The sequence below is a fragment of the Pseudoduganella rivuli genome (genome assembly GCF_009674485.1).
In the GTDB taxonomy this organism is placed as follows: Bacteria; Pseudomonadota; Gammaproteobacteria; order Burkholderiales; family Burkholderiaceae_D; genus Rugamonas; species Rugamonas rivuli_B.
The window spans coordinates 151370-171475 of record NZ_WKJJ01000004.1 but is presented as its reverse complement, the minus strand read 5'-3'; the positions used below and the strand labels follow the sequence as shown (position 1 = coordinate 171475).

The window sequence follows — 20106 nt, the reverse complement described above, 5'->3', positions numbered from 1 at the left end:
TTGCGCTGCGCGCAAACCGCCCTACGGGGAGGCGTATCAATCCTGTTTTTTTGCGGGCTTGCGGCGGCGCGCGTTCTTTGGATCGGCAATCAGGGATCGGTACACTTCGACGCGGTCATGCTCGCGCAACACCGTCTTCAGCGTTTTCTTCTTGCCGTAAATCCCCACCGTCATCGACGGTAAATCGATACCCGGCACTTCATATGCGAGGCCGCTGACCTTCAGCGCATCGGCAATGGTGGCGCCGGCCTCCAGCCGTAGTTCGCGCAGGAATTCAATGGTGTCCGTGGCATAGCAAACGGACACATTAATTTGCTCAGCTGCCATACACGGTCTCCGCCCGTTTGCAGAAGGAATCGACAAAGCTGTTGGCGATCATGCTGAACACCGGCCCGATCACCTGTTCCAGGATACGGCTCGAAAATTCATAGTGCAAGTCCAGTTCCACCTTGCACGCATCTTCCCGCAGCGGCTTGAACGTCCACGTGCCATCGAGGGTTTTAAAGGGACCATCGACCAGGATCATGCGGATGCTGGTCGGCCGCGTGTTCACGTTGGACGTGGTAAAGCTCTGGTGAATGCCGTGGTAATGGATAGCGACACTGGCCACGACACCGTGTTCGCTACGGTCCCGCACCTCGACGCCGCCACACCATGGCAGAAATTTGGGATAATCTTCGACCTTGGCCACCAGTTCGAACATTTGTTCGGCTGAAAAGCCAAGAATAACCGACTTATGCACTACTGCCATTGTGTTACCGTTGTTATGATGTTGGTCTGCAGAGACCGTAGTTTAACAAACAAGCTTGTATTTACCCACCCATGACTATTGCCGATAACAAAAAAGCCTTTCACGATTACTTCATTGAGGACCGCTTCGAAGCGGGAATCATGCTCGAAGGCTGGGAAGTGAAGGCAATCCGCGACAACAAGGTCCAGATCAAGGAAGCCTACGTCACCATCAAAGGTGACGAACTTTACCTGTTTGGCGCCCACATCAGCGCACTGCCGACCGCCTCCACGCACATCCGCCCCGATGCCGTGCGCACCCGCAAGCTGCTGCTGCACCGTCACGAACTGGATAAACTGATTGGCAAAGCCACCCGCTCCGGCTACACGCTGGTGCCGCTGAACCTGCACTACAAGGGCGGCCGCATCAAATGCGAAATCGGCCTGGCCAAGGGCAAGAAGCAGCATGACAAGCGTGCTTCGGAGAAAGATCGCGACGCGTCGCGCGAAGTCGCGTCCGCGATGAAACAGCATCGTCGTTAATGCGCCACGAATTGGCATGAAGCCCGGCCTCGCGCCGGGCTTTTTGTTAGCGTCGATTTTCTCCCTAGAAACATACGTGATAAACTGGGGTGGCAAGTATGCGCATCAACCCAGGCGAGGACGACATGGCAAAAGTGAATCAGGCGAAATCAACTGCAGGCGTGCCTGCCACCATGGCCGTCGTGGCCGCACTGGCGGCCACCGCGCTGCTGGCCGGATGCGCCAACCGCTATGCACCGGCGCCCACGCCCACCAATTTCCCCACGTCGGCGCAGCCCAAGCTGCAAGCGGCGGCGCACTGGGGCGCGATTGCCGGCACCATCGAACAGCGCTTGACGGAAGACTTGCGCAAGGCGCCGCAGCGTCCGTATTACGTATCGGAACCACCGCCGGAAGCATCGCAATTCCAGCGCGCGCTGACGGAACACATCACGTCGGCGCTGGTGAAATCCGGCTATGTCGTGTCGCGCGTGCCGGCCGGTTCGCTGAAAGTCGATGTCGACGTGCAGGCGCTGACGTTCTCACCGCAACGCGCGCAAAAACTGCCGGGCGCGATGCCGACCGCGATCGCCGTCGGCGTCTGGATGCTGGCAGCCACGTCCGATCCCATCCTGGCAACAGCGGGCGGCGTGGCGGCGCACGAAGTCTATAACTACAACTATGGGCAGTTCGGCACCGGTCCGATTCCGAAAACCGAATTGATCGTCACCGTTTCCGTTTCCGACCAGTACCGTTTTTACGCCCGCAACAGCTCGGCGTACTATGTGGCGGACAGCGACCGCTCGCTGTACGGTTTGCCGGAAGAAGACGACAAAGCCTTTAAAACTTTCACGATCCGGGGTGACAAATAATGCGCAAGCTGGCAACCGCAACCTTGCTTTCCGTGCCGCTGTTGCTGGCCGCGTGCTCTTCGATCCTGCCGCAGCCGAAAGAAGAAACCAATTATGCGACGGTGTCGTCGAACCAGTTCATCGCATCGAATTACAAGGCTGCCGATGCGCTGATGGCGCAGCTGAACGGCAAGCTTGTCGCGGACAAGCCACTGATCATGGCAACCGTCGTCAATATCGACGCGCTGGAGCAGACCACGACCCTGGGCCGCTTGATTTCCGAACAGATTTCCACCCGCCTGGCGCAGGGCAAGATGAACATGCTGGAAATGAAGCTGCGCAACAGCGTCTACATGAAGCGCAACCAGGGTGAAATGATGCTGACGCGCGAAGTCAACGACATGGCGCAGGCACACAAGGCGCAAGCGGTGGTCGTCGGTTCCTATGCGGAGACCAGCGACATGGTGTTCGTCAACGTGAAAGTCATCCAGCCGAACACGAATTTCGTGCTGGCCGCCCACGACTACGCGCTGGCCAAGGAAGGCATCGTGCGTTCGATGCTGATGCAGTAATTTTCGGCGAGGCGCGGCAGCACCACCTGCGCCGCCGCCGCGACTTTCAATCCGATCAGTTCATCGGCCCGCGTCACGCCCGCATTGATTGCGGCAATCGGCTTGCCCGCCTGCGCCGCCAGGCGGCAAAAGCGGAACCCTGAAAACACCATCAGCGACGACCCCACGACCAGCAGCGCATCGGCCTGTTCCATGGCCTGCAGCGCGGCTTGCGTGCGTTCGGCGGGAATGTTATCGCCAAAGAACACCACGTCCGGTTGCAGCACGCCGGCGCACCGGTCGCAGTGGGGAATATTGAACTGCTCCAGCGCTTCCGGCTCGACCTGCGCATCGCCATCCGGCAGCGCCTTGACCTCTTGCTCCGCGCGGTGCAAGTGGGGATTGTCGTCCAGCAGCCGTTGCTGGATGTCGGCGCGGGCATAGCGCGCCTGGCACGCCAGGCACACCACGTGGTGGATGTTGCCGTGCAATTCGATTAATCGCTGGCTGCCGGCGCGCTGGTGCAGACCGTCGACGTTTTGCGTGATGACGTGTCCGATATTGCCGCTCTGCTCCATTGCCGCCAGCGCCAGATGGCCGGGGTTCGGCGCCGCGCCAGACAGGGTCGGCCAGCCCAGCAGGCTGCGCGCCCAGTAGCGGCGGCGCACGGCGTCCGAGCGCCGGAAATCCGGGCCCTGGATCGGCGCCCTGCCGCGCCGCACGCCATCCTTGTCGCGGTAGTCGGGAATGCCGGACGCGGTCGAGAGGCCGGCGCCGGTCAGCACCAGCACATTGCCGTGCGCGGCGAGAAATTCCGCCAGCGCGGCCGTGCCGCCTTCCGTGTCATCTTCCGGGTAATAACGCATGGCAAGCGGCCGGCCTCGCCGTCAAGCCGCTTCGGCGACGGGCACCTGGCAGACGTCGGTCCACGTGCCGGCAGTGATGTCCGCCAGTTGCGCGACCGCGATGCGCACGGCCGTATGCACGTCGCCCGCCGCCGGCAACACCACGTCATAGGCTTGCAGCGACTGGTCCAGGTACACGGGCAGCGGATGCGCCAGGCCGAACGGGCACACGCCGCCGACCGGGTGGCCGGTCAACGCCACCACATCTTCGGCCGGCAACATCTTGCCCTTGCCAAAGACTTCCTTGAATTTGCGGTTGTCGATGCGGGCGTCGCCCGCCGCCACCAGCAGGATCACGCGGCCTTCGGCCAGGCGGAAGGCCAGCGTCTTGGCGATGCGGCCCGGCTCCACGCCGTGCGCTTCGGCGGCCAGCGCCACCGTGGCGGTGCTGGTTTCCAGTTCAATGATGGGGATGTCGAGTTGACGTGCTGCGAAAAATTCGCGGACGGATTGCAGGCTCATAGCGTTAAATTCAGGGGGTCTTGCCGCACCCGGCGGGTTTGACAATACGTTCGGTGGAAGCGGGATATTTTGCCAGTTTTTCGGCGGGACGGCGCGGACGGGCCACCAGTTCGCCGCCACAGTTCGGGCAGATACCCTTCAATACCGTGTCGGCACAGTCGGCGCAGAACGTACACTCAAAGGTACAGATGCGGGCGCCTGCCGCATCCGGGGGCAAGTTCTTGTCGCAGCATTCGCAGCCGGGTCGCATTTGCAGCATGGGATTCCTTATTTCGATTGCGGGAAGTTGAAACCCGCCTGATATTGGTGGTAACCGTCGAAGTCTTCCTTGCCCACCGGGACGCCGTGGCTGCGCAAGATCGAATGCGCGGTAACCAGGTGGAAGAAGAAGTTGGGCAACGCATAGGACAGCGCATAGTCGCTGCCGGAAAACACGGGCGAGACCAACCCGGCCGTCGTCACGATCTGGCGATCCTCCGCCGCATTGATCTTATCGGCAGGCACTTGTTCGAGGAAGCTGACGGTCGACTGGATGCGCAAGCGCAGCGCGTTCCAGTCCTGGTCGCCGCCAGCCAGCACCGGCAAATCGGCGCCCAGCAACGGGCAAACGGCACGCACGGTGAAGCCGCACGCGGTGGTCACTTGCTGCGCAAACGGGAACATGCCCTCCGCCAGCGCGGCGCCGACCAGCGCCCTGCCCGTGCGGCGCTCGTGGTTTTCTGCAACACCCAACGTTGAGTGCAGTTGTTGCAGATAATGAATAAATACGGGCACAAAGGCCGAATACAGCGTAGTACTCACGATAGTCCCGAATTGTTGATGCCAAGCTACACAATGCCACTTTGACCGTGCATTGGCAACCGGCCTGGTATGGCGTTTTCTTCATGCCGCACTGGAGACGGCATGCAGTTCCCGCAATACCTGATGTTGGCCTGCGCGCTGGGCGCGGCAAGCGCTGCAAATGCAGCAGAACTGGGGGTTTTGTCCCCGGTGATTATCAACCACGAAGCACAAATGCTGGCGCGCCTATGGGTCCCGGCAAGGCGCCGGTCCTCCGCCGGGTGACGTCCGGCGCCCTGTTTGAGGCTATCAAAAAGGAAGACACAGCCGGTTTCACGGCTTCCGCGCTGGCGCTGGACGAACTGGCGTCCGAAGTGGCCGGCGTGAAAAACAGCGGCGTCACGTGGCTGATGCTGTCTCAGGAAGACGGCGGTTTTCCGCGCTGGGGCTTCTGGCTGCAGGAAGGAGACCGGGCGCTATGTTGATGAGCCCATGGTGGACCTTGGTCGATGCTGACAGCGAAAAGAAAAGTGGTGTCGGAAGCCGTCATTCGTGACGGCTTCGAAGAGAGCAAGGTTGATCGATTAACGCTCACCCCTGAGGGTATAGATTGGCTTGTCGGTTTCTCCCTTCTCGACCATGGTGAGCAGGCGTTGCAGCTCGGTGCGCCCTTTGTCTTCCTTTGCGGAAGCGACCAGATTACGCAGGATGGCGGCATGCGCCGTTTGCAGCGCCTGTGCCGCAGGCGCCGCGATGTCCGGTTTCACGCCGACATGCTCCCAGTTGGTTTTAGTGACGAAATTGGTCGTGCGCGAGGTCGGGATCGCAACAGCAATGTCATGTCCCACGCTGTACCACCCCACGGGATTGGAGCCGCCGCCGGTAACCTCCCCTACCAGAGTCCCGCGCTTATGCGCCTGGATGCCGTAGGAGAAATCCTCCCCACCGGAAAAGGTCCGTGCGGAGGTCAACACGTACACCGGCTTGTCGTAACGCTGTGCGACGGTCGGCACAGTCCAGAACTGCTGCGTCGTATTGTCCGGGCGATTGTACATGTCGATCAGGTGCCGATGATCGCCGACCGGGAAAAAGTGGCTCATCAGGTAAGCCACACTGTCCGGGCTGCCGCCACCGTTGCGGCGCAGGTCGAGGATCAGCGCATCCGTTCCCGCCATGAGCGTCATTGCCGCGGTGTAGGCCTGGCCCACGAATTCCGGGCCGCCGAAATTGCGCAGCTCGATGTAGCCAACGTTACCGGGAAGGCGTTCGATCTTCTCGATGCCATACCCGCGCCGCGCGGCCTGCTCGCGCCATTCCTCGATCTGGGCACGGCTGGGCAGGTCGGCAACACCGCTGGACTCACTGAATCCTTCGTACACCCTGGCGCCGAAGTGCTTGTCACCACTGAATTCGCGCAAGTCCTTGGCCAGCGCCTCACTCAACGCTTTCGCGCTGGCGGCGGACGCATAGCCTCCCTTGGCATTCTTGCTTGCAATCGCACGGCCAACCCGTTCGGCAACGGCAGGCTCGATGTAATTTGCGTTCATTTTCACGACCAGCGTCTGTACGATCGCAGTGCGATCGGACGCATTCATCGGGGCGTCATCCGCCGCGAGCGCGGGCAACGACAACAGCATGCTCAACACGGCGCCAGCGACAAGCTTCTTTTTACCTAACATACATTCTCCAAGTTGGACTGCGAATCGGGTCTGCGCTGTTGCAGCGCTGCCGCCAGGGCGGGCATGTAGGTGCGGCTGGCGCGCAGGACACTGCCGTCGCGCATGCGCAGCAACGCATCCCGGTTGGTGAGCGAGCGCAGCTCGGCGATCATGTCCAGCCGCACGATCGTCGAGCGGTGTACGCGGTGGAACTGGCGCGGATCGAGCTGCCTGGCCAGGCAGTGCAGGCGTTCGCGCACCAGCCAGGTGGTCCCATTCGCATGCAGGGAAGCATAGTCGCCGTCGGCCTCGATGCGCTCAACCTCCGCAACCGGCACCAGCACCGTGCGCGCTCCGACACGCACGCTGAAACTTTTCAGCGCCGGTTCTGCGGCCGCTGCGGCGGCACGGCCCTGGCTGCGGTAGGGAAAAGCCTGCTGTGCGCGGTCAAGCGATTCGTCGAAGCGTTCGTCATCGACCGGCTTCAGCAGATAATCGAGGGCGGCCAGTTCGAAGGCTTACAGAGCAAAGCTGTCGTAGGCAGTGAGCAGGATCGCCATCGGCCGCTGCGCCGGCGGCAGCGCGGCCAGCACCTCGAGGCCGGACTTGCCTGGCATTTCAACGTCGACGAACACCAGGTCGGGCTGCAGCGCCACAATACCTTCAACAGCGCTGGCGCCGTCACCGAATTCGCCCACCAGCTCGAAGGCGTCGCGCCGCGCCAGCCTGACCTTGACTGCCAGCCTGGCCAGCGGCTCGTCATCGATAATCATGACGCGGATCTTCATGCCCCCACCTCCATGGCGCGCAGTGGCATGGCGATGCGAACCTGGAAGCGGCCTCCCATACCCCAGCCGGCATCCACCTGCTGCTCGGTCCCATACAGGTGGCGCAAGCGCTCCCTGACGTTGGCCAGGCCGATGCCAGTGCCCGAGTGCGGATGCTTCTGGCCGTCGTTCCGCACGTCGATCAGCAGGCGCTCGCCCTCACGCTCGACCAGAATGTCGAGCCGCCCCGGCGTGGACAGCGGTGCAATGCCGTGCCGGATCGCATTCTCGACCAGTGGCTGCAGCATGAGGTAGGGCACGACACTGTCCAGCAGGTCGGGGCCGGCCTTCATCGTCAAGCGCAGGCGCTCGCCAAGCCGCGCTTTTTCGATGGCGAGGTAGGCGTCAAGCAGGGCCAGTTCATCCGCCAGCGAATGCTCGTGGCGGCCGTCGTGCGCCAGGGTGGCGCGCAGAAAGTCGGACAGCGACGCCAGCATGCGGTTGGCCTCCCGGTTGGACTGGGCCGACACCAGCGCGGACACGGCGTTAAGGGAGTTGAACAGGAAGTGTGGATTGACCTGCAGGCGCAGCGCGCGCAACTCGGCATCGCGCGCGGCGCCTTGCGCCTGGGCCAGATGCAATCGCACCTGTTGCAGCGACAGGTAATAGGCCGCGACCGCATGGACCGCACAAAAGGCGATCAGCGCCAGCCAGCAGCTATCCAGTCCACGTGCCAGCTTGTCCCATTGATAGCCTGTTTCCATGCCGAGCGCGATTCCGAACCGCTGCCCCAGCAGGGCGTTCGTGATGGCCATGGCATAGGTGATGACCAGCAGTACCAATCCCATGCGCAGCAAGGACCAATCGCGACGCCACATGGCCCGCTGAAGCAGCGTCAGCGGAATAAGCCAAAGCAGGCAGGCGACCAGGAACAGCGTACGAAAGGCGACAATATAGTGATCACTGACGGCGGGCAGGCCCAGAATGACCATGCAGGCTGACACCGGCAGTGCGGCCAGCACGGGAACGAGCAAAGGGGTTTCGACTTTCACGCGAAGTTTCCAGAAGTACAATTCTGCAATTCTAGCGTTTCAGTCACACAACGAATAGAAACCAATACACGCATGGAACGTCCAGAGGTACGAAAGCCGTCACCCTAGACGATCGCCTGGCGGCGGTCGAGTCAATTGCGGCGGCCCGTGCATATCTTGCGGCCCAGCCGGTCGGAGATTGAGGTAAGGAACACGCCCCCCGAGTGTTGGGTAGCGCAAGGCGATGGCGGCGATGGCGGCGGCTGCGAAGGTGGCGGGGACGTATTCGCGGTCGTAGGCTGGACGGCTTGCGCCCCATAGCGGACCTCTCAGCGGTCCTCAGGAACGCGCGGTCGCCAATGGCTTGGCGTCTGGATATCGCATCAAGAACGAATGGATGGCCTGTTCAGGCAGGTTGATCAGAATCGTTCCACTGCTGTCCCAACATGCGATTTCGAACAAAGCGCCTTCTAGCTGCGGCTCCGGTTCGGTACCGTCCCAATACCGCGGATTGTCCTCAACGTATGGCGCCGGATCAGGTTTCGGACGAAGCCCCTTGGGTACTGCGCTGAATACCGCCCAGATAAACTGAACCTCATGGGCACGCAGGAAGGCCGCGAGTTCGTCTCCGGTGAACCATTGATCATCCGGCGAGAACTCCGGTGGCCTCCAGTTCGTTTCGATGTCGCTGACGTACCAGTCGTAGTCTTGCGGCGCAATGTTGGCGGCGTCAAATACGTCGCGCATGTTGGTATACCAGCGAACCTGATCAGTCTTTTCCAAGATGAGATTCTTCATTTGCGCCTTTGGACCTTTGCCGTTGTAGGAACACCTCTGGCCGAGAGCGATCGCTTTCATGCTGACGCTAATCACGCTTCCATCATTTGCCATACCGTATCACCACGAGCCGCTCCCTTTAAACGACTGTCAGCTATTGGCCGTTTGCTTTCGTCACCGCGACGAGTCGCCTCTTTCCACTTATTTAGCGTCCTCGACCGACTTGCTCAGCTTCTTCGCCATGATCGGATGAAGCGTCTCTTGCCGAGCCAGCATGGCTGCATATTCCTGTGCCTTACGTACCTTGGTCTCAGGCTTTATTGCTGTCTGTATCCGGAACAACACTGCATAGCGGTTTTGTGAATTAAGTGTGGCGAAAAATTCGGCTGCCCCGGGGTGCTCGGCGAACGCGGCCTGAAGTTCCTGCGGCACGCTCGCCATGCTGGACGAATCGTACGCAGCATCCCACCGACCATCCTTTTTCGCTCGCTCGATTTCAGCCAGGCCACTCGGCTGCATCTTACCTTCTTCAATATACTTAAGCGCCTTCTCACGATTGACCTTGGACCATAGACTGCGTGGGCGACGCGGTGTCCAGCGCTGCAAATAGTGATGCTGGTCGAGCGAACGCTTCTGGCCGTCGATCCAGCCGAAGCACAAAGCGACTTCCAATGCCTCCTGATAGCTCACGCTAGGAATTGGAGCCCCTTTCTTCGCGTGCTGCAGCCACACCCCGTCAGAGCCATCGTGGTGGGCTGCCAGCCACTGCGCAAATGCTCCCTGGCATGGGAACAGCATCGTCTCAACATCTGCTGCCATCGAATCACTCCGAATTGTTCTTGGAAACACTTCCGCGTCCACCGGATCTGGCGGTCCGCTCTTGACCGGAGGCAGTCACGGAGAACACGACTCCATCCGACAGCCAAGCCAAGTCTGAATCACCACACGTTATTTCTTCTTGTCACCCCAACGCCACCGAGGCGGCTCCCCCGTCTTGTAGCAAACGCAGATAAACGCCGCCCCCAGCACCGTCACATAAACAAAATACCCCACCGGCGACACCTTGGGATCGATGTACAGCGCCCCGCCCGTCAACGCCGCCAGGAACACCAGCAACACCAGCCAGCCCTGCCACGTCACCGGCGTGCCCCAACCCCAGCCGTATTTCTTCGCGGGGAACCAGTATTTCTTTTCCTCGGTCATGACTCCCCCCTATGCCGCCACGCGGGCGCGCAATTGTTCGACCATGCCGCGCCACGCCACGTGTTCATCCGTCTGCGCCCACTCGTTGGCCAGCTCCGACTTGTCCGACACGATCAACTCCAGCGCCTTCAGCGATTTCTCCACCAGGTCCGCGCGGCGCTTGAATTTCTTGCGTGATGCTTCCACCCACGCGTCGACATCCTCCACTGCTTCCGCGCCCGGCTGTCCCTGCAGGCGCGCCAGCACATCGATGGCGGCCAGCGCTTCGCACGCGAACGGCATCGGGATGAAGGTGTCACCCTCTTCCAGCACGTTGTTCAGCGTGTCCTCGATGTAGTACAGGTCATTCGATTCCTGCAAATCCTGCACCCAGTCCAGCGCCAGGTCGTTGTCGAACGGACCGATATCCCATACGCTCATTGCATTCCCCTCATGAAGTCTTTTGCTGTGTCTTGACCACTTGCAGCGCCGTGGCGATCAGGCTGCTCATGTCGCCCACGTTGGCCGGGACGATCAGCGAGTTGTTGGTCTTGGCCAGTTTTTCAAACGCGCCCACGTATTGCTCCGCTACCTTCAGCTGCATCGCCGCTTCGCCGCCGGGTGACTGTATGGCGCCGCCCACTTCGCGCAGCGCGGCCGCCGTCGCATCGGCAATCGCAATGATCGCTGCCGCATCACCCTGGGCGCGGTTGATGGCCGATTGCTTGTCGCCCTCGGAACGGGCAATCGCCGCTTCCCGTTCGCCGTTGGCGATATTGATCTGTTCCTGCTTGCGGCCTTCCGATGCGGCGATCAGTGCGCGCTTGCTGCGCTCGGCCGTGATTTGCGCCTGCATCGCGTGCAGGATTTCCGCCGGCGGCGTCAAATCCTTGATTTCGTAGCGCAGCACCTTCACGCCCCAGTTCGACGCCGACTCGTCAATGGCATTGACCACCGTGGTGTTGATGTGGTCGCGCTCTTCAAACGTCTTGTCCAGTTCCATGCGGCCGATCACGGAGCGCAAGGTGGTTTGCGCCAGCTGCGTAATGGCGGCGATGTAATTCGATGAACCGTACGATGCGCGCATGGCGTCCGTGACCTGGAAATACAGGATGCCGTCCACCTGCAATTGCGTATTGTCCTTGGTGATGCACACCTGCGGCGGCACATCGAGGGGGATTTCCTTCAGCACGTGCTTGTAGGCGATACGGTCGACGAACGGCACCACGATATTCAGGCCGGGGCCCAGCGTCGCATGGTATTTGCCCAGCCGTTCCACCACCCACGCATGCTGCTGCGGCACCACGTTGATGGTCTTGAAGACAAAGACCAGCGCCAGGATGAACAGCACGAAGGTGACGTTGCCGATTCCAATTTCCATATAACTCTCCGGTAGTTAAATTAAGCCGCCACGATCAGCCGGCTGCCGCGCACTTCGCGTATCGTGTACACGCCCGCAGCGGACGCGCTGCCCGCCGCCAGTTCGACATCCCACAGCGCGCCACGGTACATCACGCGCGCCGTGCCGTTTTGCCAGCCCGGCACCGTGACGGTCTGGCCGATATCCATGTTCACATTGGGATCGATGGACGCGTCGACCGTCTGCGGCCGGCCCGCCTTGCTGCGCCACAGCAGTCCCGTCGCCAGCACGCCAACGACGGCGGCCACCAGCGTTTGCGCGGGCAGTCCGCCGCCCGCCACCGCAGCCAGCGCACCGGCGGCCAATCCGATGGCGATCATCAGCAAATAAAAGGTTCCCGTCAGCAGTTCCAGCACCACTGTCACGCCTGCTGCCCACAACCAGAACGACCAGTCAGACATACACGCCTCCCGAAAAAATAAAACCTGCGGCCCGGTCAGGCGGCAGGTTTCAATTTTCAGGCTGCCAGCCGTGCCGCCCGCCTTACTTGCATTGTAGCTAATTTCTTATTCAAGCACCAATGTCAGGCCCCGATGAGCCCTTGCCCGCAAACGCGGATCGTATTGCCCGTGATGCCGTGCGCACCGGGCGTACACAGGAACGTGATCAACTCCGCCACGTCGCGCGGCAAACCGCCCTGCTGCACGGAATTCAGGCGCCGGCCCAGCTCGCGCGTCATGAACGGCATTTTCGCGACCATGGCGGTTTCAATAAAGCCGGGCGCCACCGCATTGACGCAGATGCCGCGCGACGCCACCACGGGCGCCAGCGCCGCCACGTAACCGATCAAAGCGGCCTTGGTGGTGGCGTAATTGGTCTGGCCGAAATTGCCCGCCACGCCGCTGATCGACGACAGGCAGACAATGCGCCCATCATCGCGCAGCACCCGTCCCGACAGCAGCGCTTCGTCGATGGCGGCAATCGCCGCGAAGTTCACGTTCAACACCGTGTCCCATGTGGCGCCATCCATCTTGCCCAGGGTTTTATCGCGCGTGATCCCCGCGTTGTGCACGACGATATCGACGCCGCCGAAGCGCTCCACCAGCAATGCCGCCAGCTGCGGCGCGGCGTCCGGCGCCGCGATATCGAGTTCCAGCGGCATGCCGCCGATGCGCATGCACAGCGCATCCAGGTCGGCCGACGCGGCCGGCACATCAACACAGATCACCGTGGCGCCATCCTGCGCGAGCCGTTCGGCCGTGGCCGCCCCGATACCGCGCGCCGCCCCCGTCACCAGCGCCACCTTGCCTGGCAGCGTGGGCGCGAATGGCGCGGCGTTCGGCGCCTTCACCTGCATCGTCACCGTCACGGTCTGGCCGGATACATAGGTCGCCTGTTTGCCGCAAAAGAAGTGCACCAGGCCGTCGAGCCGGTCCGCCGCTTCGCGCTGCACGTAAGCCAGGTTGGCCGTGATCCCCTTGCGGCCCAGTTCCTTGCCGAGCGAACGGCAAAAGCCTTCCACGCCACGGGCCGTGGCGGCGGCCACCGCGCCGGCGCCGGCCGCCTCGGCAGGATCGGCGGCGGCGATCAAGACCCGGCCATTGCGCGCAATCCGGCGTATCGCCGGGTGGAACGCATCGTACAGCGCGCGCAACTGGGCCGGCGTGGAGCAGCCGGTCGCGTCCATGACGACGATATCGATCCGCTCCTGTTCGGCCGCATGCAATGCATGGAGTACGGTGGCGCCATCGGCTGCCAGCGCGCAAGCCAACTGACCTGCCGCGTAGCCTTCCGGCGAGCGGCACAGCAAGGCGCGCTTGCCAGACAGCGGCTGCGCCTGATAGCCGCCGGTATGGCGCGCCAGATCCACCGGGTCCGGCAAGCCCAGCGCGCGCACCAGCCAGCCGGTCAGCGGGTTTCGGTTCAGTTTTTTCAGTAAGTCTGTCATGCCTCTCTCGTCAAACAGCGCAGAGTGGCCAGTATAACCGCCTGGGCGGTAATGCTGGCCGTGCCGGACAAGCCGGCATAAAGAGGCAAAGAACAGATCAGAACGTGTACCGCGCTTGCAAACCAAAGCGCTTGTTCAGCGGCAGATAGTTATTTTGGACGTGTGGATTGCCATAATAATTTTCACTGTGTGCGCCATTGATATTCACGCCATCCAGGACCACGGATAACTGTTTGCTGAAGTCATAGCCAATCGAGAAGTCCAGCGTGCCCAGTGCCTTGGCATATGCAGGTATTCCCAACGATCCCGAACTGGTCGCCACGACATAACCGCTGCGCCAGTTGTAAGCCAGGCGCGCCTTGATTTTGCCCTTCTCATACATGCCGATGACGTTGTAGCTGTTCTTGGATAAACCTTCCAACGACACAGTCTGGCCGGCCACCACCGATGGGGCGTGCGATTGTACGTATGTGTAGTTCGCCTGCATGCCCAGGCCGTCGAACGGTGCCGGCAATTTGTCGAAGAATTGCTGATAGGCGGCCTCGATGCCTTTCACGGTGGACGTCCCGCGGGAAAGATAGGTTGAGACGTTGTACGTCTCGCCATTGATCTGCCGTTGTTCGGTAACGGTCTGGATGAAACCATTCACCGTCTTATCGAATACGCCAAGGCTGGCCATCCCATGGTTGCCGAAATAGTGCTCCAGCGACAAATCATAATTTTTCGATTTGTACGGTTTCAGATCCGGGTTGCCCGCCTGCGCCGCGTGTTGCACCTGGTTGGTAATATTGACTGCGGCGCCAAGGTAGCCAAAGTTCACCTGGCCCAGCGTTTTGGACGCTGCAAGCCGCAGCGCAAGGTCGTCGCGTAAACCAATATTGGCGTTAAACGACGGCAGCACGTCGGTACGCGCCGAATCTCGCGACTGCTTTACCAGATTGCCTGAAGCGTCCGCGCCGTACGACTCTCCGTACAGCCGGGTCTGAACATAGCGGGTCCCTGCATTGCCACTGATGGGAATACCGGCAAGCTCGAAGTCATAATTCAGCTTGGCGTACAGCGCGCGCGTTTTCTCGTTATTGAACTGGTCCTGTTCCGGCATATTGGCTTCCGTAGCCGGAAGGCCATACAAGGACCGCAACGCCCGCTGCTGCCGGATCGCTTCGCTTGAATAGGTCCAGTACGAACCGACGTCCCGCGCTTCGGCGGCCGGGACGTGCCGCAACAGCGACGGATCCACGCTTGCCAGGGTCTTACTGCTGTTGCAGCTGTCGATGCAATAGTATTTAACGAAGCCATACGAGTGGCGTGTGTAGTCATTGATTCGCAGGCCGAGGTCCACCGAACGCACGACGTCGTTATCGAACTTGTAAGTCGCATCCGCGGTCGCCGCGGTGTTCCTCTGCTTGCCGTCCAAATGAATCGCAAGCAGATAGTTCGGATGATAAATCGCTGGATTATTCAGGTCGGCGCCGGACACGGAGACATGCGACGCCGAGCCGTCGTTCATCGTCAGGGTCATCCCGGGAATGCCAGCGTTGAGGCCCCATTCGTACAATGTATTGACCACAGCGGTTTCGTTATGGGCTACTCTGGCCTTGACGGTAAGGGGGCCGCCATTGCCCCATTTGCCACCCACGTCAAACAGTTTTCCTTTGCGCCCCTCGTCGCCGTAGACGGAGGTGTCGGTCATCGCGTTGTCGGCAAAGGTCCCTGATTTCAAATTATCGCTGCCATCAGCATTCTTATCGCCCCAGAGCGTAAAAGGCGATACCGGCTTGCCAGGATAAAAACGGGCTGTCTGGAAATTGTCGCGTACCAGATAATCGATGCCGATATAGTTGGCGTACAGGTTCAATTGGTCACCCGGCCGCCACTGGTACGAAACAATGGTGGTCGTGCGGTGGCGATCGCCGTGATGTCCATTTCCTGTGAACATACCGGTAGGAAGGATGACGTCTTTGCCGGAACCTGCGTAATTGGCAATTCTTTGCGGCGGGGTGACTTCGTCTTCGCCCGCCCCAAACACGCTGTCGGTGTGCGCGATGTTGGCCAGTAGCCCCATTTCGCCTACGCCCGTTTGCCACCGTTTGGTCAACAGGGCCGACGCCTGCGCACGGGTCTTGTTCCCGAAGCCTGGCGCCATCTGAAAATTGGTCGCCTTGACCGACACGGTTGCGGTCGGTTCCTTGAAGTCAAACGGCTGACGGGTACGGATATTGACGTAGCCGCCCAAACCACCTTCGATTTCATGGGCCGATGAACTCTTGTAAATATCCACCCCAGCCAGGACTTCCGCCGGCAGATCTTCCAGGTCAAAGTTGCGCCCGTTGTATTCTCCCGCATGCGCACTGGCACCAAACACTTCCAGGCCGTTGAGTACCACCTTGTTCTGCGACAGGCCACGGATGGCGATGCTGCCCCCCTCCTCCTTGTAGCGCGATAACTGGACGCCGGGAATGCGCTGGGCGGCTTCCGCAATGTTTTGGTCCGGCAATTTACCAATGTCTTGCGCAACAATGGAATCGGAAATGGCGTCGTTGTTCCGTTTCATATTGCGCGCACCTTCCAGGCTGGCCCGCAGGCCAGCCACAACCACGACGGCGGCATCGCCATCCTGGCCGGTGAGCGCCGCCGCTGCACTGTTGCCGACCACCTGCGCATGAGAAAGGCTCACGTTGCCCAACACAAACAGCCAGGCAGGGGCAGAAACCGTCGCGCGAAAGCGTTTCCTGGTCTTCATCAATTTTCTCCAATCCTCAGTTTTTCTTAATTAGTCAGGGGAACCACGTCGTGGTGGTCCGGTGTGCCATGCTTGATGCCGATACCACCACCGCCATTTAATGAGAGGTGTTATCGATACCAGTCAGCGCTGAGATACTGGATTAATGTGTGGTTTACGTCAAATCCTCATAATCGATACTTATACCCTGACAAATACACACGGCCCACCGTGCGCTCGGATCCCGCCCATCCTGCCCGCCGATTTACTCATCAGCAAAACTTATATGCGTTTGACACCGACAAACGGGGAACCATATAGTTTTCCCGACTGTTATCGATAACTCGTCGCCGGGCTCACAAGCCAATTGCCGGTAGCGCGTGCAAGGCAAACGCTGATTGTCGCGCTATTCGGACATTTGCATTCCACGTTTTGCGATGGCCTCGCGGCGCTGCCTCTGGCCGCCATCGGCCATGCACCGCCAAAGCGTAAGAGGATGACAAGAGAAAGGGAGAAGACTCAGGAAGAGACGCATAAAAAATCAGATTGTTGCCCGTCGTTGGCGGCATGGCAGGCAAGCAAACAACGCACAAGGTGTCCTTGCCGGACTGTCCAGCGACCTTATGGAATCAAATGAAGGAAGAGAGTGAAATGAAGAATAAAACCATCATGTCCTTGCGTATTTCAACCATTGCACTGGCGGTCAGCCACGCTTTCGCCGGGACCGCCGTGGCACAGGAAGCTAAGGACAACACCGTCGTCGTCAGCGGTATCCGCGCCAGCGCGCGTTCGGCAGTCGCGATCAAGCGCGACGCCATGGAAGTCGTCGATTCCATCACCGCCGAAGATATCGGCAAGCTGCCCGATCCAAACGTGTCCGAGACGCTAACCCGGATTCCGGGTGTGCAGGGCTACCGATACGGAGGCGAAGGCGCCTCGCCAGTCGGTATGGGCTCCGGCATCACTATTCGCGGCCTGTCCGGGCAAACCGGCTCGCAGGTCAACGGTCGGTCCTACTTCACCGCAGGCAACCGTGAATTCAATATCGAGGACGCGATTCCAAGCATGATCGCCGGTATCGACGTCTACAAGAATCCAACGGCCGAACATATCGAGGGCGGCATCGGTGGGCTGGTCAATGTCCGTACCCGCAACCCAAGCGATTTCAAGGGTCTGACGGTCTCGCTGGGTGTGGGCGGGCGCGAAAACACCCTGGCAAAAAAAGCCAATCCTGAACTATTCGGCCTGATTGCCAACAAATGGGATCTGGGCGGCGGCAGCCGCTTCGGCGTGATGGCGGCCGCCACATACCAGACCAGCACCGGCCGTTCGGACGCCACGCCAGCCAATGGCGGCGCCAGCCTCAAGCGCGCCGTCCGCGCCGACAGCGCCGAGTATGCGGCCCTGGCGGCGGCCAACAAGTCCAACAGTCCGGCGCAGCCGATGGCCGCTTATGTCGGCCGCTCGGATATCAATTACCTCGCCAGCGTACCACTGCTGCCAGTGTCGGCCACGGTCGGCGCCAACACGCCCAATCTGGCTGGACTGAGTGCGGAGCAGATCGGCAACGTGATGACGTCGACCGGCACCTCGCACAATATTCAGGAAGAAACGATCCTGCGCACGCGCAAGGGCCTGAACCTGGCCGCCGACTATCGCGTCAACAACACCTTGCGCGCCTACAGCGAATTCAACTACACGTATTATCAATATAACCAGCAAGGGCGCTTCCTCAACACCGTCGATGGCGCCAACATTCAGAACTTGCAAACGGCGCCCTTCTCCTTCACTGAAGCGCTGGCCAACCGAAACAGCAACGGCGGCAGCAATGACGTGTTGGCCGGTAAGCGCCTGGTCAGCGGTTCATTCCTGGATTCCGCCATCAACACCACCGGCAACAATGCGCGCCGCCCCTACACCACCTGGATCGGCGCCGGCGGCGTCGAATGGAGCCCGACGCCGCAACTGAGCCTGAAGGCCGACTTCAATTACATCAAGTCGGACTTGACCGATGAGGGACCGGCCGCCACCATCGATTCCGCGCCAGGGCTGACGTGGTCGGTCAACCGGGTTGCCGACGGCGCGCCGCATCAGATGACGTTCACGGGACCTAGCCTGGGCGATCCGAAGAATTTTGTACTGCGCTCCTTCGCCAGCGCCAAAAGCACCACGGACGACAGCGGTTATGCAAGCGCCCTGAGCGGCGCATACGTGCTTGACGACAGCATGTTCACCCGCTTGAAATTCGGGACTCGGTTCGCCCAGCAACAGAGCGCATTTTCGAATTTCACCTTCCCGGAAAAATTCCTGACCACCGATAATCTGCCGCTCAACGCGACAAAATCAAACGGCGTCCCCGCCACCACGGTAGCGAATATGTTGATGCAGTCACCGCCCAATTTCCTCGGTGGCCAAGGGGGCTATGCCGGCGGCTTCGCGGTGGTTTCCGCCGACCAGTTGACGGGTAATACGTATGCCAATACCTTCCCTAAGGCCGGCATTCCGCTGCAAGGCGCTTATATCGAAAACGTCCCTGCCCGCCGCTTTATCGAGGAAAAGACTTCCGCGGCTTACCTGATGGGTGATTTTTCCGCCCTGGACGACCGTATCAAAGGTAATCTCGGCCTGCGCGTGGTCCGCACCAACAGCCGCGCGATCGCCCAGGTCGCCAACACGCTGACGGCGGCCGGTGGCTACGTGGCTAACGAGAAGAGGACCAGCTATACCAATGCCTTGCCTTCGTTGAACGTGAGCGCTGACATCACTGCCGACACGCTGGTGCGTTTTGCATATGGCCGGGGCATGACACGCGCGCCTCTGGACGCGCTCAACCCGAGCGTGTCGGTTAATTTCGGCAACGGTACGGCCTCCCAGGGCAATGCCGACCTGAGACCGTTGACCGCTAACAGCATCGATCTCTCTCTCGAAAAATACTTTAGCAAGACCAACTACGTCTCCGCAGCGGTGTTCAATAAGCAGATCAAGGGCTTCGTCAACGGCATTGCAGAATGCCGGACAGTGGAAACGGCGCAGCCTTACACGGGTAGCTTACCCAATGGCTGCGGCAACGGCCAGTATCTGGTCACCAGGTCGATCAACACGGAAGACGGCTACGCCCGCGGCGTGGAGCTGGCTGGCCAGTGGTTCTTCGACGGTAGCCAAAGCCTGCTGAAGAACTTCGGCGTCGGCGCTTCATATAGCTATGTCGACACGTCCAATCCGGTCAACTTCGGCACCCCGGCCGCGCCGCGGCTGGTCGACACGCCGCAACCGATGCAATCGAAGAACAACTTCAGCGTGTCCGGCATGTATGAGGACAACAAGCTGTCGGCACGCCTGGTCTACACCTGGCGTTCGGAGTCGATCCTGTTCGGCGTGTCGACCAATCCAATCGACGGCCGCTACATCGGCGCCTACGGTATCCTGGATGGCTCGGTCAATTACAATCTGGATGACAAGCTGACCTTGTCGTTCTCCGCTTCCAACCTCACCAACAAGGGGCTGGACCGCTTTATCGGCGAATCGGGCGCCGGGCTCCAGACCGGCATCGAGCGCCAGCACTATCTCAACGGCCGCACTTTCGGTCTGGCGCTGCGCTACAAGTTCGGCAAGTAATGCCAGCGGCGGCAGGCCAACGGAATGCGTCGTTCGCCGTTTCCCGGCCTGCCGCGATGTCAACATCGAAGCAGCCACAGGGTGACCTGGCTGCCGGCCTGTCCTTGCGTCCAGAAGCGCGGAGTATGGCCATAGTCGGCAACCAGGAAACGCTGCGACAGACTATCGAGCAGCAGCATTCCATTGCGCCGCAGATAGCTGCCGTCACCGACAAACATGCACTCGACAGTTGCCGGGCCGACGACT

24 protein-coding genes are annotated in these 20106 nt (G+C 60.6%); 5 read left to right on the top strand and 19 right to left on the bottom strand.

Translation table 11 applies throughout. The annotated features are described in order from the left end of the window. Positions 1-36 precede the first annotated feature (36 nt). Together GJ700_RS07750 and GJ700_RS07745 are read right to left on the bottom strand one after the other, a co-directional pair. Positions 37-327, bottom strand: a complete 291-nt coding sequence (locus GJ700_RS07750) for an RnfH family protein (RefSeq protein ID WP_154372300.1) — start codon at positions 325-327, stop codon at positions 37-39. Beyond that, a complete protein-coding gene (locus GJ700_RS07745) occupies positions 317-751 on the bottom strand; it encodes a type II toxin-antitoxin system RatA family toxin (protein WP_154372298.1) in 435 nt (144 codons plus the stop codon). Before GJ700_RS07745 ends, GJ700_RS07750 begins: the two co-directional genes overlap by 11 nt. A gap of 71 nt (positions 752-822) precedes the next feature. Between GJ700_RS07745 and smpB the strand changes: the two genes are divergently transcribed. The 3 genes from smpB (at position 823) to GJ700_RS07730 (ending at position 2674) form a co-directional block, all read left to right on the top strand. Beyond that, positions 823-1272: an SsrA-binding protein SmpB gene (gene smpB, locus GJ700_RS07740; RefSeq protein WP_154372296.1), complete on the top strand. Its 450-nt coding sequence runs from the start codon at positions 823-825 to the stop codon at positions 1270-1272. A gap of 125 nt (positions 1273-1397) precedes the next feature. Next, positions 1398-2123 (top strand): hypothetical protein, encoded by a 726-nt coding sequence (locus tag GJ700_RS07735; protein ID WP_229506869.1) that lies wholly within the window; start codon positions 1398-1400, stop codon positions 2121-2123. Next, positions 2123-2674: a FlgO family outer membrane protein gene (locus GJ700_RS07730; RefSeq protein WP_154372294.1), complete on the top strand. Its 552-nt coding sequence runs from the start codon at positions 2123-2125 to the stop codon at positions 2672-2674. The genes GJ700_RS07735 and GJ700_RS07730 overlap by 1 nt, the downstream gene beginning before the upstream one ends. On the opposite strand, the gene GJ700_RS07725 is transcribed toward GJ700_RS07730, so the two are convergent. Genes GJ700_RS07725 through GJ700_RS07710 form a run of 4 tightly spaced genes read right to left on the bottom strand, consistent with a single transcriptional unit; the run spans position 2626 to position 4821 of the window. Next, positions 2626-3519 (bottom strand): NAD-dependent protein deacetylase, encoded by an 894-nt coding sequence (locus GJ700_RS07725; RefSeq protein WP_154372291.1) that lies wholly within the window; start codon positions 3517-3519, stop codon positions 2626-2628. The genes GJ700_RS07730 and GJ700_RS07725 overlap by 49 nt on opposite strands. Before the next feature lie 21 nt (positions 3520-3540). Further along, positions 3541-4020 carry a YbaK/EbsC family protein gene (locus GJ700_RS07720; RefSeq protein ID WP_154372289.1) on the bottom strand — a complete coding sequence of 160 codons (480 nt, stop codon included), beginning with the start codon at positions 4018-4020 and terminating at the stop codon, positions 3541-3543. Between the two features lie 10 nt (positions 4021-4030). Then, positions 4031-4279 (bottom strand): DUF1272 domain-containing protein, encoded by a 249-nt coding sequence (locus GJ700_RS07715; RefSeq protein ID WP_154372287.1) that lies wholly within the window; start codon positions 4277-4279, stop codon positions 4031-4033. Positions 4280-4287: 8 nt separating this feature from the next. Next, positions 4288-4821, bottom strand: a complete 534-nt coding sequence (locus GJ700_RS07710; protein WP_154372285.1) for a DUF1993 domain-containing protein — start codon at positions 4819-4821, stop codon at positions 4288-4290. 227 nt (positions 4822-5048) lie between these two features. Here GJ700_RS07710 and GJ700_RS07705 point away from each other — a divergent pair, with 227 nt between their 5' ends. Beyond that, positions 5049-5285, top strand: a complete 237-nt coding sequence (locus tag GJ700_RS07705) for a hypothetical protein (RefSeq protein WP_154372283.1) — start codon at positions 5049-5051, stop codon at positions 5283-5285. A gap of 99 nt (positions 5286-5384) precedes the next feature. On the opposite strand, the gene GJ700_RS07700 is transcribed toward GJ700_RS07705, so the two are convergent. The 12 genes from GJ700_RS07700 to GJ700_RS07650 form a co-directional block, all read right to left on the bottom strand. After that, positions 5385-6479: a S41 family peptidase gene (locus tag GJ700_RS07700; RefSeq protein WP_154372281.1), complete on the bottom strand. Its 1095-nt coding sequence runs from the start codon at positions 6477-6479 to the stop codon at positions 5385-5387. Further along, positions 6473-6802 (bottom strand): LytTR family DNA-binding domain-containing protein, encoded by a 330-nt coding sequence (locus GJ700_RS35285; protein ID WP_371867871.1) that lies wholly within the window; start codon positions 6800-6802, stop codon positions 6473-6475. Before GJ700_RS35285 ends, GJ700_RS07700 begins: the two co-directional genes overlap by 7 nt. 174 nt (positions 6803-6976) lie before the next feature. Then, a complete protein-coding gene (locus GJ700_RS35280; RefSeq protein ID WP_229506867.1) occupies positions 6977-7246 on the bottom strand; it encodes a LytR/AlgR family response regulator transcription factor in 270 nt (89 codons plus the stop codon). Continuing rightward, on the bottom strand, positions 7243-8277 hold the full coding sequence (locus tag GJ700_RS07690) for a sensor histidine kinase (RefSeq protein WP_371867870.1): 1035 nt from the start codon (positions 8275-8277) through the stop codon (positions 7243-7245). The genes GJ700_RS35280 and GJ700_RS07690 overlap by 4 nt, the downstream gene beginning before the upstream one ends. 318 nt (positions 8278-8595) lie before the next feature. Then, a complete protein-coding gene (locus tag GJ700_RS07685) occupies positions 8596-9114 on the bottom strand; it encodes a hypothetical protein (protein ID WP_229506866.1) in 519 nt (172 codons plus the stop codon). Positions 9115-9234: 120 nt separating this feature from the next. Next, positions 9235-9852, bottom strand: coding sequence for a YdeI/OmpD-associated family protein (locus GJ700_RS07680; RefSeq protein WP_154372279.1), 618 nt, complete (start codon positions 9850-9852; stop codon positions 9235-9237). A 129-nt stretch (positions 9853-9981) separates the two neighbouring features. Next, positions 9982-10236 (bottom strand): hypothetical protein, encoded by a 255-nt coding sequence (locus tag GJ700_RS07675; RefSeq protein WP_154372277.1) that lies wholly within the window; start codon positions 10234-10236, stop codon positions 9982-9984. A 9-nt stretch (positions 10237-10245) separates the two neighbouring features. Further along, positions 10246-10656 carry a DUF4259 domain-containing protein gene (locus GJ700_RS07670; RefSeq protein ID WP_154372275.1) on the bottom strand — a complete coding sequence of 137 codons (411 nt, stop codon included), beginning with the start codon at positions 10654-10656 and terminating at the stop codon, positions 10246-10248. 10 nt (positions 10657-10666) lie between these two features. Next, entirely contained in the window at positions 10667-11596 is a 930-nt protein-coding gene (locus tag GJ700_RS07665) for an SPFH domain-containing protein (RefSeq protein ID WP_154372273.1), read from the bottom strand. 20 nt (positions 11597-11616) lie between these two features. Continuing rightward, positions 11617-12036 carry an NfeD family protein gene (locus GJ700_RS07660; protein ID WP_154372270.1) on the bottom strand — a complete coding sequence of 140 codons (420 nt, stop codon included), beginning with the start codon at positions 12034-12036 and terminating at the stop codon, positions 11617-11619. Positions 12037-12158: 122 nt separating this feature from the next. Continuing rightward, complete coding sequence (locus GJ700_RS07655) at positions 12159-13523, bottom strand: 3-oxoacyl-ACP reductase (RefSeq protein WP_154372268.1); 1365 nt, start codon at positions 13521-13523, stop codon at positions 12159-12161. A 97-nt stretch (positions 13524-13620) separates the two neighbouring features. Continuing rightward, positions 13621-16266 carry a TonB-dependent receptor gene (locus GJ700_RS07650; RefSeq protein WP_154372266.1) on the bottom strand — a complete coding sequence of 882 codons (2646 nt, stop codon included), beginning with the start codon at positions 16264-16266 and terminating at the stop codon, positions 13621-13623. A gap of 630 nt (positions 16267-16896) precedes the next feature. Between GJ700_RS07650 and GJ700_RS07645 the strand changes: the two genes are divergently transcribed. Continuing rightward, complete coding sequence (locus GJ700_RS07645) at positions 16897-19860, top strand: TonB-dependent receptor (protein ID WP_195763813.1); 2964 nt, start codon at positions 16897-16899, stop codon at positions 19858-19860. 59 nt (positions 19861-19919) lie between these two features. Here the strand turns inward: GJ700_RS07645 and GJ700_RS07640 are convergent, their stop codons facing one another. Then, positions 19920-20078, bottom strand: coding sequence for a hypothetical protein (locus tag GJ700_RS07640; protein WP_154372262.1), 159 nt, complete (start codon positions 20076-20078; stop codon positions 19920-19922). Positions 20079-20106: the final 28 nt, after the last annotated feature.